This window comes from Pseudomonas sp. TE12234 (genome assembly GCF_054061835.1).
Map to the genome: position 1 here is coordinate 167,643 of NZ_JBSSEP010000010.1, position 15,727 is coordinate 183,369.

16 protein-coding genes are annotated in these 15,727 nt (G+C 60.9%); 7 read left to right on the forward strand and 9 right to left on the reverse strand.

All coding sequences use genetic code 11. The features are described 5' to 3' along the window. Window positions 1-17: 17 nt before the first annotated feature. Window positions 18-1,130 carry an enoyl-CoA hydratase/isomerase family protein gene (locus ACVWYU_RS17425; RefSeq protein ID WP_390959233.1) on the reverse strand — a complete coding sequence of 371 codons (1,113 nt, stop codon included), beginning with the start codon at window positions 1,128-1,130 and terminating at the stop codon, window positions 18-20. A gap of 132 nt (window positions 1,131-1,262) precedes the next feature. Between ACVWYU_RS17425 and ung the strand changes: the two genes are divergently transcribed. Further along, window positions 1,263-1,964, forward strand: coding sequence for a uracil-DNA glycosylase (gene ung / locus ACVWYU_RS17430; RefSeq protein WP_457373258.1), 702 nt, complete (start codon window positions 1,263-1,265; stop codon window positions 1,962-1,964). A 49-nt stretch (window positions 1,965-2,013) separates the two neighbouring features. Here the strand turns inward: ung and ACVWYU_RS17435 are convergent, their stop codons facing one another. From ACVWYU_RS17435 to ACVWYU_RS17455, 5 genes are all read right to left on the reverse strand, one after another. Beyond that, on the reverse strand, window positions 2,014-3,048 hold the full coding sequence (locus ACVWYU_RS17435; RefSeq protein WP_457373259.1) for an AbrB family transcriptional regulator: 1,035 nt from the start codon (window positions 3,046-3,048) through the stop codon (window positions 2,014-2,016). Then, window positions 3,041-4,555 carry a tripartite tricarboxylate transporter permease gene (locus tag ACVWYU_RS17440; RefSeq protein ID WP_457373260.1) on the reverse strand — a complete coding sequence of 505 codons (1,515 nt, stop codon included), beginning with the start codon at window positions 4,553-4,555 and terminating at the stop codon, window positions 3,041-3,043. Before ACVWYU_RS17440 ends, ACVWYU_RS17435 begins: the two co-directional genes overlap by 8 nt. Window position 4,556: 1 nt before the next feature. Further along, window positions 4,557-5,015, reverse strand: a complete 459-nt coding sequence (locus ACVWYU_RS17445; protein ID WP_090317402.1) for a tripartite tricarboxylate transporter TctB family protein — start codon at window positions 5,013-5,015, stop codon at window positions 4,557-4,559. Window positions 5,016-5,079: 64 nt separating this feature from the next. Next, window positions 5,080-6,060 (reverse strand): Bug family tripartite tricarboxylate transporter substrate binding protein, encoded by a 981-nt coding sequence (locus ACVWYU_RS17450; RefSeq protein ID WP_090317405.1) that lies wholly within the window; start codon window positions 6,058-6,060, stop codon window positions 5,080-5,082. Window positions 6,061-6,099: 39 nt separating this feature from the next. Continuing rightward, window positions 6,100-7,389, reverse strand: a complete 1,290-nt coding sequence (locus ACVWYU_RS17455; protein ID WP_247254748.1) for an OprD family porin — start codon at window positions 7,387-7,389, stop codon at window positions 6,100-6,102. 238 nt (window positions 7,390-7,627) lie between these two features. On the opposite strand from ACVWYU_RS17455, the gene ACVWYU_RS17460 reads away from it, so the two are divergent. Together ACVWYU_RS17460 and ACVWYU_RS17465 are read left to right on the forward strand one after the other, a co-directional pair. Further along, on the forward strand, window positions 7,628-8,299 hold the full coding sequence (locus tag ACVWYU_RS17460) for a response regulator (protein WP_457373261.1): 672 nt from the start codon (window positions 7,628-7,630) through the stop codon (window positions 8,297-8,299). Next, window positions 8,292-9,680 (forward strand): sensor histidine kinase, encoded by a 1,389-nt coding sequence (locus ACVWYU_RS17465; RefSeq protein WP_247254747.1) that lies wholly within the window; start codon window positions 8,292-8,294, stop codon window positions 9,678-9,680. Before ACVWYU_RS17460 ends, ACVWYU_RS17465 begins: the two co-directional genes overlap by 8 nt. A gap of 56 nt (window positions 9,681-9,736) precedes the next feature. Here ACVWYU_RS17465 and ACVWYU_RS17470 read toward each other — a convergent pair whose 3' ends face one another. Further along, on the reverse strand, window positions 9,737-10,558 hold the full coding sequence (locus ACVWYU_RS17470) for an HDOD domain-containing protein (protein ID WP_090317417.1): 822 nt from the start codon (window positions 10,556-10,558) through the stop codon (window positions 9,737-9,739). A gap of 35 nt (window positions 10,559-10,593) precedes the next feature. Beyond that, window positions 10,594-11,535 carry a CAF17-like 4Fe-4S cluster assembly/insertion protein YgfZ gene (gene ygfZ / locus ACVWYU_RS17475; protein WP_457373262.1) on the reverse strand — a complete coding sequence of 314 codons (942 nt, stop codon included), beginning with the start codon at window positions 11,533-11,535 and terminating at the stop codon, window positions 10,594-10,596. 149 nt (window positions 11,536-11,684) lie between these two features. Between ygfZ and ACVWYU_RS17480 the strand changes: the two genes are divergently transcribed. After that, window positions 11,685-11,939, forward strand: coding sequence for an FAD assembly factor SdhE (locus tag ACVWYU_RS17480; RefSeq protein ID WP_007898624.1), 255 nt, complete (start codon window positions 11,685-11,687; stop codon window positions 11,937-11,939). Continuing rightward, on the forward strand, window positions 11,923-12,375 hold the full coding sequence (locus ACVWYU_RS17485; protein WP_457373263.1) for a protein YgfX: 453 nt from the start codon (window positions 11,923-11,925) through the stop codon (window positions 12,373-12,375). The genes ACVWYU_RS17480 and ACVWYU_RS17485 overlap by 17 nt, the downstream gene beginning before the upstream one ends. Here ACVWYU_RS17485 and nadB read toward each other — a convergent pair. After that, window positions 12,344-13,960: an L-aspartate oxidase gene (gene nadB, locus ACVWYU_RS17490; protein WP_090317429.1), complete on the reverse strand. Its 1,617-nt coding sequence runs from the start codon at window positions 13,958-13,960 to the stop codon at window positions 12,344-12,346. The genes ACVWYU_RS17485 and nadB overlap by 32 nt on opposite strands. 558 nt (window positions 13,961-14,518) lie before the next feature. Between nadB and rpoE the strand changes: the two genes are divergently transcribed. Both rpoE and ACVWYU_RS17500 read left to right on the forward strand, forming a co-directional pair. Then, window positions 14,519-15,100: an RNA polymerase sigma factor RpoE gene (rpoE, locus tag ACVWYU_RS17495; RefSeq protein ID WP_003172477.1), complete on the forward strand. Its 582-nt coding sequence runs from the start codon at window positions 14,519-14,521 to the stop codon at window positions 15,098-15,100. Window positions 15,101-15,131: 31 nt separating this feature from the next. Continuing rightward, window positions 15,132-15,719 (forward strand): sigma-E factor negative regulatory protein, encoded by a 588-nt coding sequence (locus ACVWYU_RS17500; protein ID WP_247254744.1) that lies wholly within the window; start codon window positions 15,132-15,134, stop codon window positions 15,717-15,719. The last annotated feature ends 8 nt before the right edge of the window (window positions 15,720-15,727 follow it).

Sequence of the window (15,727 nt, forward strand, 5' to 3'; positions counted from 1 at the left end):
CGCCCCCACAGTTTTGTTTAATACTCCAACAGGTCCGCCAATGGATGGCGACCCTCCCAAACCTTTTGGAAATGCGCTTCCACCACGGCGTCCGGCACGTTGTTGATATCGGGCCAGTGCCAATGGGGCTTTTGATCCTTGTCGATCAACCGTGCACGCACGCCTTCGCTGAACTCCGGATGACGGCAGCAATTGAGGCTCAGGGTGTATTCCATCTGGAAGACTTGCGCCAGCGACATATGCCGCGCGCGGATGATCTGTTCCCACACCAGGTGCGCGGTCAGCGGCGAACCTTCGCTCAGGGTTCGCGCGGCGCGGCTGAGCAGCAGATCCGGGTGATCGCGCAGCGCACTGATGGCCTTCCAGGCGCAAACCACATCACTGACGTCCAGCAGCTCATCAATGCGCTGGCGCCGCGGCAACCATTGGGATTCGGGCATGTGCGCGACGGCTTCCTGCTGCAAGGCCTTGAGCAGACTGTTGAGCTGCCTCGGGGTCTGTTCCTGCCAGTTCAACTGCAACAGGCCTTCGATCAGGGCTTCCTGCTGCTCATCGAGCAGGAAACGGTCGGCCAGGTCCAGATCGATCGCATCGCGAGCGTTCATGTGGGCGCCGGTCAGGCCAAGGAACAATCCGAGCTTGCCGGGCAGGCGTGACAGGAACCAACTGGCCCCGACGTCCGGGTACAGGCCGATGCTGATCTCCGGCATCGCCAGGCGACTGCTCGGCGTGACAATGCGAATGCTGGCCCCCTGCAGCAGGCCCATGCCGCCGCCAAGCACATAGCCATGGCCCCAGCAGATCAAGGGTTTGGGGTAGGTATGCAGGCTGAAGTCCAGGCGATATTCCGCGGCGAAGAACTGCGCGGCCAGGGGCGGCACTTCGCCGGGATGGGCGCGACAGGCTTCGACCAGGCTGCGCACTTCGCCGCCGGCGCAAAAAGCCTTGGCGCCGTTACCGCGCAACAATACACAGACGATTTGCGGCTCCTTGGCCCAGGTGTCCAGTTGAGCGCGCAAGGCCTTGATCATCGGCAATGACAGGGCGTTCAGCGACTTTTCGGCATCCAGGCTGGCGATGCCGATACGGGCGCCGTCGGTGCCGGTGAGTTCTTCGAAGTGCAGATTCATCGTGACCTCGATCGGGAATTTGAGGGTTAAGTATGATCGTTGTGCGGGAAAGTGCCGGATCTGCGTCAGATCAATTGACAAGCGTGGTGGGCCTTCTTAGGGTTCGCCCCATTGTTTTTACCGGATATGACCATGACTGCTGACGACCGTATCAAACTCGAACCGAGCTGGAAGGAGGCGCTGCGTGCCGAATTCGACCAGCCCTACATGGCGGAGTTGCGAAAATTCCTGCAAGAGGAGCGGGCGGCCGGCAAGGAAATCTATCCACCGGGCCCGATGATTTTCAACGCGCTCAACTCCACGCCGCTGGACAAGGTCAAGGTCGTCATCCTTGGCCAGGACCCGTACCACGGTCCGGGCCAGGCGCACGGTTTGTGCTTTTCGGTGCAACCGGGTGTCCCGGCGCCGCCCTCGCTGGTGAACATCTATAAAGAGTTGAAACGTGACCTGAACATCGACATCCCCAACCACGGCTATCTGCAGAGCTGGGCCTATCAGGGCGTGTTGATGCTCAACACCACCATGACGGTCGAGCGCGCCAATGCCAATGCGCACAAGGACAAGGGCTGGCAGTTTTTCACCGACCGGATCATTGAAGTCGTCAGCCAGCAGCAACCGCATCTGGTGTTCATGCTGTGGGGCGCCCATGCCCAGAGCAAACAGAAGCTGATCGATGCGACCAAGCATTTGGTCCTGACCTCGGTACACCCTTCGCCGTTGTCGGCTTATCGTGGCTTCCTGGGTTGCGGGCACTTCAGCCGTACCAACAAGTTCCTGGAACAGAATGGCGAGACACCGATCGAGTGGCGTTTGCCGCCGGTTCAGGCAGGCTGAGAGTTTGCTGTGGCGAGGGAGCAAGTTCCCTCGCCACAGTGACTCGGTATCACTCGGGTTTGCGGTTCCAATACTGGAACAACGGCTCCGCCAGAAACAACACAAACAACAGCCGCATCACCTGCATCGCCGTCACCAGCGGCACCGACAGTTGCAGGGTTTCCGCCGTCAGGCTCATCTCGGCAATCCCGCCGGGCATCATGCCCAGGGTCAGCGAACGCAGATCCAGGTGGGTCAGCGCGCTCAAGCCCAATGCCGCCGCCGTGGCGATCAGCATGGTCAGCACAGTCCCGATCAGGGTGCGCCCCATGAACGAGGGCGCGCGTCGGAAAAACTGCCGGTTGAAGTGACAGCCCAGACCGCTGCCGATCAGCCACTGGCCGATCTGGCTGCCGCCCTGGGGCAAACCGATGTGCAAATCCCAGCCAATGCTCACCGCCGCGCTCACCAGCAACGGGCCGAACAGCCACGGGTTGGGTTGACGCAAACGCTCCCAGATCCAGGCCGCCAGCGCGCCAGCCGGGAACAGCAGGGCCAGCCAGCGCCAGTCCACGGCGGTGGCATGGGAGACCGGCGCCCCGTCGCCCAACAAATACTTGAACGCCGCCGGTACACACAGCACGACGACCAGTACCCGCAGACTTTGCCCGGCGGCAACGCGGCTGAGCACCGCGCCATTACGGGCGCCGAGGTTGACCATCTCCCCGGAGCCACCGGGCATGCTGGAGAAGAATGCGGTGGCGCGATCCTCGCCGGTGCGCCGCATCAACCAGACCCCGACCACGGCGGACAGGCTGGTGACCAATGCGCCAAAGAAGATCAGACCGAAATGACTCAGCACCTGCTCCATCACCACCGGGGTGAAATGCAGGCCGATGCCGATACCGACGATCCACTGGCCGCACTTGCGGCCGCCAGGGATTTCCGCCAATTGCCAGGGGGTCAGGCAGCGCACCAGGATGATCGCCAGCAACGAGCCGACCATCCATGGCAGCGGCCAGCCGACCTGGCTGGCGAGGTAGCCGCCCATCAGGCCGACCAGCGGGGTTCCCCACCAGAGTTTGAAGGGTGACCGATCAGACATCAGCGATGGCGCGTTGCGCGGCCGAACGTTTACGCCAGATACGGATGATCGGCATCAGCAGCATGATCGCGGTCAGGACCCAGCAACCGAAGGTGATCGGGCTCGACCAGAGGATCTCCAGCGCTCCGTTGGAAATCGACAGGGCGCGACGCAGGTTCTGCTCCATCAAGCCTCCGAGGATGAAGCCCAGCAGCAGGGGCGACAACGGGAAGTCCAGCTTGCGCAGGATGTAGCCGAAGATGCCGATGCCGATCATCAGGAACAGGTCGAAGGTGGTCGCGTGCACCGCGTAGACGCCGATCCCGGTAATGATGGCGATCACCGGTACCAGTGCCCAGTTCGGTACGGCGAGGATGCGCGTGAAAATGCGGATCATCGGGATGTTGAGGATGACCAGCATGACGTTGGCGATGAACAACGAGGCAATCAGGCCCCAGACGATGTCGGGTTGCTGCTGGAACAACAGCGGTCCCGGCGTGATGTTGTACAGCGAGAGCGCGCCGATCATCACTGCCGTGGTGCCCGAGCCAGGCACACCCAGGGTCAGCATCGGCACCAGCGCACCGCAGGCCGCGCCGCCAATGGCGGTTTCCGGTGCGGCCAGGCCGCGCATATCACCCTGGCCGAACGTGCCCTTGGCGCCCGCGATGCGTTTCTCGGTCATGTAGGCCACGGCACTGGCCAGGGTCGCACCGGCACCCGGCAACACACCCATGATGAAACCGAGTACGCCGCAACGAATGTTCACCACGAACACCGATGCCGCTTCCTTGACGTTGAACATCATCCGCCCGGTGGCTTTCACCGCTTCCTGACCATGATGGGTTTTTTCCAGCAGCAGGAGGATTTCGCTGATGGAGAACAGGCCCAGCACCAGCACGACGAACTGAATGCCGTCGGTCAGGTGGATGTTATCGCCGGTAAAACGATACACGCCGCTGTTGGCGTCGATGCCGACGGTCGACAGGAACAGGCCGATCAGCGCCGCGATGAAGGTCTTGAGCGGACGATCACCGGCCATGCCGCCGAGACAGACAATGGCGAACACCATCAGCACGAAATATTCCGCCGGTCCGAAGGCAATCGCCCATTTCGCCAGCAGCGGGGCGAACAGCACCATGCCGCAAGTCGCGATGAAGGCGCCGATGAACGAGCTCCACGCCGAGAGCGACAAAGCCACGCCGGCCAGGCCTTTGCGGGCCATCGGATAGCCGTCGAGGGTGGTCATCACGGTGGAGGCTTCGCCAGGGATGTTCAGCAGGATCGAGCTGATCCGGCCGCCGTACTCGCAGCCCAGGTACACCGCCGCCAACAGGATCAGTGCCGACTCCGGTGGCAGGCCGAGGGCGAATGCGATCGGGATCAACAGTGCCACGCCATTGATCGGCCCCAGGCCTGGCAACAGGCCCACGACGGTGCCGATCAGGGTGCCGCAGAGGGCGGTCACCAGGTTGTACGGGCTCAGCGCAACGCCGAAACCCTGACCCAAATAGCCAAGAGTATCCATATCAGTTCTCCAGAACGTCGAGCACGCCAAGCGGCAGCGGCACGTCCATCAACTTGTCGAACAGCAGGTAGAGGCCGACGGCCATCAGGCTGATGATCACGACACTGGGCAACCAGCGGCCGCCATACAGGCGCGCCATCGGCACACCGGTGAGGATGCTGGCGACGATGAAACCGAGGGGCTCGAAGGCGCCGGCGAACACCAGCAACAGCACCACGCAGAAGCCGATCTTGTTCAGGGTGGCGCGGTCCAGTGGCGGTTCGTCAGCGCTGTGCTTGATCGGTGCCGGGCGAAAAACCATGTACAGCAGCGCCGCGCCCATCAGGCCGAGCATCAACAGCGGAAAGGCCCGAGGCCCTACCGGTTCGTAGGAAAAAGCCGCTTGATACGGCCATGCCATCAGCGCCAGGCCAATACAGGCCAGCAACAGCACCGATGCAAAAATGCGTTGTAAGAGCATGGGGAACTCCTGGGCCACGCCCCCCCGCAAACGGGAGCCGCAGCCGCTAGCTGGACGGAGGCGATCACTGAATCAGGCCGAACTCTCTGGCCAGCACTTTGTAGTCCGCCACCTGCTTCTTCACGTAGGTGTCCAGCTCGGGGCCGGTCATGGCGAACGGGAACAGTTCCCGCTGATCGCGCAACTTGGCGAAGTCTTCGGAAGCCAGCAGCTTGTCAAAGGCCGCTTTCCACCAGGCGTAATCTTCATCGCTGACTTTCGGGCCGAGGTAGAAACCGCGAACCACCGGCCAGACGATGTCGTAGCCTTGTTCCCTGGCGGTCGGGATGTCTTTCATTTCCGGCTCGTCGAGACGCTTGTCGGCGAACACCGCCAGCAAGCGCATGTCGCCGCTGAGGATGTGCGGCATGGAGTCGGAAATGTCGGTGCTGCCGACCTGGATGTGGCCGCCGAGCAGGGCCGTAGCGATTTCACCGCCACCCTCGAGTGCGACATAACGCAGGTCGCGCGGGTTGATCCCCGCGGCCTTGGCGATCAGCGCGGTTTGCATCCAGTCCTGGCTGCCGACCGTGCCGCCGGAACCGATCACCACTTTGCTCGGATCTTTCTTCAACGCCTGCACCAGGTCGTCCAGGGTCTTGTAGGGCGAATCGCTTTTCACAGCGATGGCGCCGTAGCTGGTGCCAACGGCGGCGAGCCAGCGCACGTTGGTTTCATCGAAACGCCCGAACTTGCCCTGGGCCAGGTTCAATAGCGAACCGCTGGACCAGGCCACCAGGGTGCCAGCATCGGCCGGACGCTGGGCGACGACCGCGTTGTACGCGACCGCGCCGACGCCACCGGGCATGTAGGTCACGCGCATGGGTTTGGTCAGCAGCTTTTCGTTGACCAGCGCGCTTTGCGCCAGTTTGCAGGTCAGGTCGAAACCACCACCTGGCGAGGCCGGGGCGATGCATTCCGGTCGTTTTGGCTCGTCGGCGAGCGCTTGGCCGGTGAACAGCAGGACGCTGGCGGCGAGGGCAATTTTACGCATTGACAGGTTCATTCAAGTCTCCTTGGGAGTTGTTGTTATGGACGTACTGAATTACCAAAGGGCAACGCTATAGCTCACCAGCAGACGCACTTCATCGGCATCGCGAGCGGAGTAATTGGAGCGGTAGGTGGCATTGCGCAGGCGAACGGCGACATCCTTGAGCGCGCCGCTTTGTACTACATATTTGATCTCGGAGTTGCGCTCCCACTCTTTGCCTTCGTCACCGTTCTTGAGCTTGATGTTGTCACCGCTCACGTAACGGCTCATGAAGCTCAGGCCAGGGATGCCGAGGGTGACAAAGTCGAAGTCATAACGCGCCTGCCAGGAGCGTTCTTCAGCGCCGGCAAAGTCGTTGATCTGCACGAAGTTGACCAGGTAAGGATCGCTGCCATCTACATACGGGAACGCGCTGTCGCCGGACATGTGCTGGTAGCCGGCGCTGAACTTGTGCCCGCTCAAGGCGTAGCTCACCAGTCCGTTGAGGGACTTGTTGTCGATCTTGCCGCCACGGGCCTGGCCCTGGTCATCACTGATGGCAAACCGCAGGTCGCTGGCAAAGGTGCCGGGGCCCAGCGGCTGCGAAGCGACCAGCCCGAGAAAGTGCTGGTTGTAGACTTCATCGAGCTGCGCGAAGTGGTAGCTGCCGGTGATCTTGTCGGTGAACTTGTAGTCCAGGCCGCCAAAGTCGAAGTGTTTGCCGGCTACCGTTCCGGCGAAGCGGCCGTTCTTGTTGTTGAGGGCAATGTCCTCGAAGTCGGTGCTGTCGCGATCCTTGGCCTTGTCCAGGCGCCCGCCGGTGAAGGTCAGGTTCTTGATTTCCCTGGAGGTCAGCATGCCGCCTTCGAAGGTCTGCGGCAGGATGCGCCCGTCATTGGGCTTGAGGATCGGCAGTTCCGGAATCAGGGTGCCGACTTTCAGCTCGCTGGCGGAGATTTTCACCTTGCCGGTCAGGCCGAGCTTGGAGTATTCGTCGACGGCGCGCCCATCGTCGGTCGGCAACAGGCCGGTCCCGGTACGGTCGGGGCTTGAGTCGAGCTTGACCCCCATCATGCCCAGCGCATCGACACCGAACCCCACGGTGCCATCGGTGTAACCCGATTTCAGATTGAGCATGAAACCCTGGGCCCACTCGTCACGCTTGGACTGTTGGGCACTGGTACCGTCGCGAAAATCGCGGTTGAAGTACATGTTGCGGGTTTCGAAAGTGGCCGAGCTGTCTTCGATGAAGGCGGCCTGGCTCAACGGTGAAAAACCGGCAAGGGCGGCAGCGCTGGCAAGCGCAGTGTGGCTGAAACGGGAGAGGCGGGCAGGCGCGATAGCCTGGGTCTGCAAGGACTGCATGGATGACTGACTCCGTTTATTGTTCTTATTTGTCGAAAACGCTTCGAGGCGTTTTTCGTATCGCTGCATGGCAGCAGCGACGGCAGCCGAAACTGTCCGTGGCTGGACTGTAACGGGCTAACCTTTCGTTAACCTTTCAGCTGGCTTTCACGTTTTTTCAGGCTTCACAGTGGCGGATGCCGCTGTAAACTCCGCGCCAAAGAATGGCGTCGACCATCCCTGAACGAGGTAAAAATCCATGCGTGTCCTGCTCGTCGAAGACCATCTGCAGCTCGCCGAAAGTGTCGCCCAGGCGCTCAAGAGCACCGGCTTGACCGTGGATGTGCTGCACGACGGCGTGTCGGCCGACCTGGCACTGGGCAGCGAGGAATACGCCATGGCGATTCTCGATGTCGGCCTGCCGCGCATGGATGGTTTCGAGGTGTTGGCGCGTTTGCGCGCACGGGGCAAGAACCTGCCGGTGTTGATGCTGACTGCCCGCAGCGACGTCAAGGATCGGGTCCACGGCCTGAACCTCGGCGCCGATGATTACCTGGCCAAACCTTTCGAACTCACCGAACTCGAAGCCCGGGTCAAAGCCTTGCTGCGCCGCAGTGTGCTGGGCGGGGAACGCATCCAGCGTTGCGGGGTGCTGGCCTATGACCTGGAAACCCGGCGCTTCACCCTCGGCGAAGAATTGCTGACCCTGACCTCCCGTGAACAGGCCGTACTTGAAGCCCTGATCGCCCGTCCCGGCCGGGTGATGAGCAAGGAGCAATTGGCGTCGCAAGTGTTCGGTCTCGACGAGGAGGCCAGCCCCGACGCCATCGAAATCTACGTGCACCGCCTGCGCAAGAAACTCGATGGCCAGCCGGTCGCCATTGTGACCTTCCGCGGCCTTGGTTACCTGCTGGAAAGTCGCGATGCATAAGCCCAGCAGTCTGCGCTGGCGGTTGCTGTGGAACCTGGCGCTGTTGCTGGTGGTGCTGATGCTGGCCAGTGGCTTGAGTGCTTACTGGAATGGTCGCGAAGCGGCCGACACCGCGTATGACCGCACCTTGCTCGCGTCGGCGCGGACCATTGCCGCCGGTGTTTCCCAGCGCGACGGAACGCTGAGTGCGGATGTGCCTTATGTGGCCCTCGATACGTTCGCCTACGACAGCGCCGGGCGGATTTTCTACCTGGTCAACGACATCAATCAGAAGCTGATCTCCGGTTACGAAAACCTGCCACCGCCACCCCCGGGGACGCCGCGCACCGATGACTATCCGGCGCTGGCACGCTTTTACAACGCGACCTATCGGGGGCAGAACGTGCGGGTGGTGAGCCTGCTCAAACCGGTCAGCGAACCGAACATGAATGGCATGGCGGAAATTCGCGTCGCCGAGACCGATGAGGCACGTGTCAGGATGGCCCGTAGCCTGGCGGCGGATACCCTGCTGCGCCTGGGCATGCTGGCGATCGGCGCGCTGCTGATTGTGTGGTTTGCGGTCAGTGCCGCACTGCGTCCGCTGGAGCGCTTGCGCTCGGCGGTGGAGGAGCGTCAGCCGGATGACCTGCGGCCATTGCCGTTGGTGGAAGTGCAGCATGAGTTGTGGCCGCTGGTGCGAGCGCTCAATCACTTTACCGAGCGCCTGCGCGGTCAGTTCGAGCGTCAGGCGCAGTTCATCGCCGATGCCGCCCACGAACTGCGCACCCCCTTGGCGGCGCTGAAGGCACGGCTGGAACTGGGTCTGCGTTCAAGCGAACCGCAAACCTGGCGCAGTACCCTGGAAACCGCTGCCCAGGGCACCGATCGCTTGACCCATCTGGCCAATCAATTGCTCTCCCTGGCACGGGTCGAAAACGGCGCCCGGGCGATTGCCGAGGGTGGCGCGCAGTTGCTCGATCTCAGTCAACTGGCGCGTGACCTGGGTATGGCCATGGCGCCGCTGGCCCACAAGCGCGGTGTGGCGCTGGCGCTGGAAGCGGACGAACCGGTGTGGATGCGGGGTGAGCCGACCTTGCTCAACGAACTGTTGAGCAACCTGGTGGACAACGCGCTGGCCCATACGCCACCGGGCGGCAACGTGATTTTGCGTGTCTCGGCCCCGGCGGTGCTGGAGGTTGAGGATGACGGACCGGGTATTCCCCTGGATGAGCGCGATCGCGTGTTCGAACGTTTTTACCGACGCAACCAGCACGTTGCCGGGTCCGGGTTGGGCCTGGCGATTGTCGGCGAGATCTGCCGTGCGCACCTGGCGCAGATCAGCCTGCATGATGGCGAGCACGCAGGGTTGAAAGTGCGGGTCAGTTTTATTGCGGGCGAGTGAGTAGAGCATTTGTGGCGAGGGAGCCAGCTCCCTCGCCACAGGAATTGCATTCATGCTTAATAAAACATCGTCCGGGTTTCTTCCAGGTCGGCGCACATTGCCTTGTCCTCAGGGTCGATCCCGAGCTTGTTGAAGGCGGGCACGCTGAAGGGGTCGATGCGCGAGATCGGGTGATCTGTATCTTGGTGGCAATACAGACTGGCTACCTGCACCAGATCGACGTAATCGATTTGAGCCGACTGTCGCTTGAAGTTCAGGTACAGCCGCGGTACCTGCACCAGCATGTCCGGAAATTCCCAGACCCTGAGCAATTTATCGCCCAGCAGCGGATGGATATGGTCGATCACGTGGTTGAGGCTGACCGGGTCGGACAGCAGGTCATAGTGATCTTCGGCATAAGTCAGGATGGGCAGTACGCCGATCTGGTGCACCAGCCCGCCAAGGGCCGCCTGATCGGGTTTGAGCTGGGTGTAGTTGCGGCACAGTGCATAGCTGACACCGGCGATTTCCAGGCTTTTGCGCCAGACATCGCGCATTTTCTGTTCCACCACTTCGGAGCGGGCATGGAAAATCTGTTCCATGACCAGGCCGATGGCCAGGTTGCTGCTGTAGTTGATCCCCAGGCGAGTGACGGCCGTGTGCAACTCGGTGACTTCCTGGGTCGCGCGCAGCAGCGGGCTGTTGACCACTTTGATCAGCCGCGCCGACAGCGCCGCGTCGCGGCCGATCACTTTGCTCAGGGCGCTGATACTGACGTCAGGGTCTTCGGCTGCCTTGCGAATCTGCAGCGCCACTTCCGGCAATGTTGGCAGAACCAGGTCATCGTTATCGATGGCCTCAACCAAATCCTGTTGGACCTTTTCCGCCAGCTCACTCATTTCTGTTCTCTAGGTGTCGCCAAAAAGTACTGCTGTTAACGCTGGATTTCGCGGTCGCGGTCCAGTTCATAAGGCAGGTCGAGCAAGTGCAGGGCGGGGCCGTCGAGCGCACCGACGTGAATGTCGCCGGCCTCTGCCGCATCGGCTTGCAGCACCGCCAGCAGTTCAATCTGTTGTTCGCCCTGGGCGGCCAGTACCACTTCGCCGATTGAACTGCCATGGCTTGGGGAAAACAGCTGGGTGCCAGGCTCAGGCAGTTCGCTGGCGTCCAGGCTCAGGCGATACAGGCGGCGCTTGAGCTTGCCCAGATACTGCATCCGCGCAACGATTTCCTGGCCGGTGTAGCAACCTTTCTTGAAGCTCACGCCCCCGACCGCCTGCAGGTTGAGCATCTGCGGGATGAACAGCTCGCGGGTGCCCGGCATCACCTGGCCGATCCCGGCGCGGATCTGGCCCAGCAGCCATTGATTCAGTTCGCCTTCGGCGAGCAGGGCGGACAGCTTGCCCTTGACCGCGTCGCTTTGATCGGCGCTGACCCAGAGTTCGGCGCGATCAGGGGACACGCGAAGGGCGATCAGGCCGTCATTGCGCACGACCTGGTCGGTTTCAGCGGGCAGTTCGAGGCCGAGACTTTTGAGCGCGGCATCGCCATGATCGACGCCAAAGCGGACCCAGGCAGCGCTTTCGTCCGTCAGTTTGGACTTGGAAAAAACAGCGTATTTTTTCAGGTCTGCCAGTTGCGGTTCGAGCAACTCGCTGGCCATGGCCATGAGCACGCCGTCACCTTCGAGCAGGATGCGGAAGCTCGACTGCATCCGGCCTTTCTGCGTGCAGCGCGCACCGAGACTGGCCTGGGTATCGCTCAGGTAATTGAGGTTGCAGGTCAATTGGCCTTGCAGGAACTTGCCGGCGTCCGCGCCACGGACCGCCAGAACACCTTCATGAGACAGCGTGCAGAAAAAAGCAGAATCGGCCATGGGTCATCGCAGGGTAAAGAGTCTGGCGGACATGATAAGGGGGCGCTCTTGAAATGGGTAGTTCACAAAGGATCGTCGGTGCCCGACCAAAGCCGACTGTTCGACCGGGCGCGGGGCTGTATACTTGCGGCCTATTTGAGGAGCGCTCCATGGTCGAAGATGTTGAACTGAATCGCCTCTACTGGCACAGCCGCCGCGGCATGCTTGAGCTTGACGTGTTGCTGGTGCCGTTTGTGAAAGAGGTTTATCCGCACCTCAACGAGGTTGATCGCGCCTGTTACGTCAGGTTGCTCGAATGCGAAGATCAGGACATGTTCGGCTGGTTCATGGAACGCGCCGAATCTGAAGATCCTGAGCTTCAGCGCATGGTTCGCATGATTCTGGACCGTGTTCAGCCCAAGTAATGGTTTCGAGTGCCGCTGGCATGCCTCACGGCAGTTGCTGGCGGCGTATCTGTTGGCCCAGCTGTTCGCGCTGGGTTCCCTATGGCTTCTCGCTATTCCGCTTTGGGCCAGCTTGCTCGGCGCCTTTTGCTGTCTGCTGCACGCCGTTTGGGCATTGCCACGCCAGATTCTGCTGACCCACGCCCGGGCCTTCTGCGGCTTGCGTCGCGATGCCGATGGCTGGCAGTTATGGAGTCAGGCGGCGGGATGGCAAGCGGTGCAGCTTCGTCCGGACAGCATCGCGCTGCCGTTGGTGGTGCTGCTGCGGGTTCGTCTGCGGGGCGAGCGGCGTGTCCGCTCCGTTTGCGTGCCTCGGGATTCGCAGGCGGCGGATCTGCACCGACGCCTGCGGGTGCGGCTCAAGTTCAGTCGACGTAGGTGGACGGCACCAGAATAGTGTCCAGCGCGACTGGCAGCATCTTCGGATAGTCGAGGGTGTAATGCAGGCCGCGACTTTCCTTGCGCTCCATGGCTGAGCGAATCATCAGCTCGGCCACCTGGGCCAGGTTGCGCAACTCGATCAAATCCCGGCTGACTTTGTAGTTGCTGTAGAACTCGTCGATCTCGTCCAGCAGCAGGCGCACCCGATGCTGGGCCCGTTGCAGGCGTTTGTTGGTGCGCACGATGCCCACGTAGTCCCACATGAATCGCCGCAGTTCATCCCAGTTGTGCGCAATGATCACGTCTTCATCGGAGTCGGTCACCTGGCTCGCGTCCCAGATGGGCAGGGCGGTGGGCGCCGAAACGTTCGGCAATTGTTCCAGGATGTCCGCCGCGGCTGAGCGCGCATACACAAAGCATTCCAGCAACGAATTGCTGGCCATTCGGTTGGCGCCATGCAGGCCGGTAAAGCTGGTTTCGCCAATCGCGTAGAGCCCCGGCACATCGGTGCGACCTTGCTGGTCGACCATCACGCCGCCGCAGGTGTAATGCGCCGCCGGAACGACCGGAATCGGTTGCTTGGTGATGTCGATGGAAAATTCGAGGCAGCGCTCGTACACGGTCGGGAAATGCGTTTTGATGAAGTCTTCGGACTTGTGGCTGATGTCCAGATAGACGCAGTCGATACCGAGTCGCTTCATCTCATGGTCGATGGCCCGGGCCACGATGTCCCTTGGGGCCAGTTCGGCACGAGGGTCGAAACGCTGCATGAAGCGTTCGCCGTTGGGCAGTTTCAGGTGTGCACCTTCGCCACGCAGTGCTTCGGTGATCAGGAAACTCTTGGCCTGTGGGTGATAAAGGCAAGTGGGGTGGAACTGATTGAATTCCAGATTTGCCACCCGGCATCCTGAACGCCAAGCCATGGCGATGCCGTCGCCGCAGGCACCATCAGGGTTGCTGGTATAGAGGTAGACCTTGGCCGCTCCGCCGGATGCAAGAATCACGAAGCGCGCGCCGTAGGTGTCGACTTCCCCGGTGGCGCGATTGAGCACATAGGCGCCCAGGCAGCGATCGCCTTCAAGACCCAGGCGTTTTTCCGTGATCAGATCGACGGCAACGCGTTGCTCGAGCAACTCGATGTTCGGTCGTTGCTTGGCCTGGGCGAGCAGCGTCCGGAATATTGCAGCGCCCGTGGCATCGGCGGCATGGATGATGCGCCGGTGGCTGTGCCCGCCTTCGCGAGTCAGGTGAAATTCGAATCCGCCATCTTCAGTGCCGGACTGTTCATCACGGGTAAATGGCACGCCCTGGTCGATCAGCCATTGAATGGCTTCTTTACTGTGTTCGACGGTAAAGCGCACGGCGTCTTCGTGGCATAGGCCACCGCCAGCGTTCAGGGTGTCATCGACGTGGGATTCGATGGTGTCGGTGTCGTCGAGGACGGCAGCCACGCCGCCCTGCGCCCAGAATGTCGAGCCGTTGGCGAGGTCGCCTTTGCTCAGTACGGCGATGCGCAAATGACCGGGCAAGGTCAGCGCAAGGCTCAAACCGGCAGCACCGCTGCCAATTACCAGAACATCGTGTTGAAACTGTTGGCTCATTTCAGGATTCCGCTCAAAGCGACCCGGGTCGGGGTAGGCGCCAGACATCTGGACAGGTGAGTCAGGCAACCGCACAGCCCACTAGTATATAGAGGGGGGGAGCGGCACAATACCCGAGCCGATATGGCATTGTGAAACTACCGTGACAGAAAAGACCTGTCGCTTCGTCGGATGTTTTTTCTGACGATTCGCCAACATGTGGACTGTATCGTGGATTTAACAGTCTTTTTCTCTTCACGGTTGCACAATGTCGGTTTGGCACGGCTATAAATATTTGGAACTTTTGCCAAAGGCCCAATATCAATAGACGGTTGCCTGAATCAAGGGACAGTGTCGGCGTCCGCGCAGGGTCAGCAGTTGGATCCTTGCCAGCGAATCCGATGACAAGATTATTTGCGCAGCCGGGTCATCTCGCGCTGCGCTTTTCGTGCGTGCCGAATCAGTGCCCGCAGGAAACTTGCCTGGAGGGGGAGAACTTTTGCGAAAAGCCCGAGTCTATGTTTGCAAGTCCGGTCGTTTAGTTTTGCAAGCCTCCTCCAAGCTTATCGAGGAGTGTTCATGCTAACCCAGGAAGAGGATCAGCAGCTGGTCGAACGCGTTCAGCGCGGTGACAAGCGTGCATTCGATCTGTTAGTGCTGAAATACCAGCACAAAATTCTCGGGTTGATCGTGCGTTTTGTGCACGACACCCATGAAGCCCAGGATGTGGCACAGGAAGCCTTTATCAAGGCGTACCGTGCGCTTGGAAATTTTCGCGGAGACAGCGCGTTTTACACGTGGCTTTACCGCATCGCCATCAACACGGCGAAAAACTATCTGGTTTCACGCGGCCGTCGGCCGCCGGATAGCGATGTCAGTTCCGAGGATGCAGAGTTCTACGATGGCGATCATGGCCTCAAGGATCTCGAGTCGCCAGAACGAGCTTTGCTGCGGGATGAGATCGAAGGCACCGTCCATCGAACCATTCAGCAACTGCCAGAAGATTTGCGTACGGCGTTAACTTTACGTGAATTTGATGGTCTGAGTTACGAGGACATTGCGAGCGTCATGCAGTGTCCGGTAGGCACCGTGCGCTCCCGGATTTTCCGCGCTCGGGAGGCCATCGATAAAGCCCTGCAGCCATTGTTGCAGGAAAACTAAAGACAGCGGCGACAGCCAAGAGAGGAACGCCATGAGTCGTGAAGCCCTGCAGGAATCGCTGTCCGCAGTGATGGATAACGAAGCGGACGAGCTGGAGTTACGTCGGGTATTGAATGCCTGTGACGATGTCGAAACCCGTGAAACCTGGGCTCGTTATCAGATCGCTCGGGCAGTGATGCACAAGGACCTGCTGCTTCCACGTCTGGACATCGCTGCGGCGGTATCTGCTGCTCTGGCTGACGAAGCCGTACCGGCAAAAGTCTCCCGTGGTCCATGGCGCAGCCTGGGACGTCTGGCGGTAGCCGCTTCGGTGACCCTTGCCGTACTGGCGGGTGTTCGTCTTTACAATCAGGACGAGATCGCCGGGGTAGAACTGGCTCAGCAATCCAGCCAACAAAGCCTGGTTGCTCCGCAAGTAAAAGGCCCGGCTGTTTTGGCAGGCTACAATGAGAGTTCGGATGCCACCGGTCCCATGGCCAATGGCGTACTGCAAGGTCAGCCAGGCTGGCACGATCAACGTCTGCCGGGCTACTTGCGCCAACATGCTCAACAGGCTGCACTGAAAGGTACTGAGAGCGCTCTGCCTTACGCTCGTGCAGCGAGCCTGGAAAACCGTTAAGGAGGATC

Excerpts from the sequence above, each read along its gene's own strand:
- ACVWYU_RS17425 (WP_390959233.1), bottom strand. The coding sequence starts at position 1,130 with ATGAATCTGCACTTCGAAGAACTCACCGGCACCGACGGCGCCCGTATC.
- ung (WP_457373258.1), top strand. The coding sequence starts at position 1,263 with ATGACTGCTGACGACCGTATCAAACTCGAACCGAGCTGGAAGGAGGCG.
- ACVWYU_RS17435 (WP_457373259.1), bottom strand. The coding sequence starts at position 3,048 with ATGTCTGATCGGTCACCCTTCAAACTCTGGTGGGGAACCCCGCTGGTC.
- ACVWYU_RS17440 (WP_457373260.1), bottom strand. The coding sequence starts at position 4,555 with ATGGATACTCTTGGCTATTTGGGTCAGGGTTTCGGCGTTGCGCTGAGC.
- ACVWYU_RS17445 (WP_090317402.1), bottom strand. The coding sequence starts at position 5,015 with ATGCTCTTACAACGCATTTTTGCATCGGTGCTGTTGCTGGCCTGTATT.
- ACVWYU_RS17450 (WP_090317405.1), bottom strand. The coding sequence starts at position 6,060 with ATGAACCTGTCAATGCGTAAAATTGCCCTCGCCGCCAGCGTCCTGCTG.
- ACVWYU_RS17455 (WP_247254748.1), bottom strand. The coding sequence starts at position 7,389 with ATGCAGTCCTTGCAGACCCAGGCTATCGCGCCTGCCCGCCTCTCCCGT.
- ACVWYU_RS17460 (WP_457373261.1), top strand. The coding sequence starts at position 7,628 with ATGCGTGTCCTGCTCGTCGAAGACCATCTGCAGCTCGCCGAAAGTGTC.
- ACVWYU_RS17465 (WP_247254747.1), top strand. The coding sequence starts at position 8,292 with ATGCATAAGCCCAGCAGTCTGCGCTGGCGGTTGCTGTGGAACCTGGCG.
- ACVWYU_RS17470 (WP_090317417.1), bottom strand. The coding sequence starts at position 10,558 with ATGAGTGAGCTGGCGGAAAAGGTCCAACAGGATTTGGTTGAGGCCATC.
- ygfZ (WP_457373262.1), bottom strand. The coding sequence starts at position 11,535 with ATGGCCGATTCTGCTTTTTTCTGCACGCTGTCTCATGAAGGTGTTCTG.
- ACVWYU_RS17480 (WP_007898624.1), top strand. The coding sequence starts at position 11,685 with ATGGTCGAAGATGTTGAACTGAATCGCCTCTACTGGCACAGCCGCCGC.
- nadB (WP_090317429.1), bottom strand. The coding sequence starts at position 13,960 with ATGAGCCAACAGTTTCAACACGATGTTCTGGTAATTGGCAGCGGTGCT.
- rpoE (WP_003172477.1), top strand. The coding sequence starts at position 14,519 with ATGCTAACCCAGGAAGAGGATCAGCAGCTGGTCGAACGCGTTCAGCGC.
- ACVWYU_RS17500 (WP_247254744.1), top strand. The coding sequence starts at position 15,132 with ATGAGTCGTGAAGCCCTGCAGGAATCGCTGTCCGCAGTGATGGATAAC.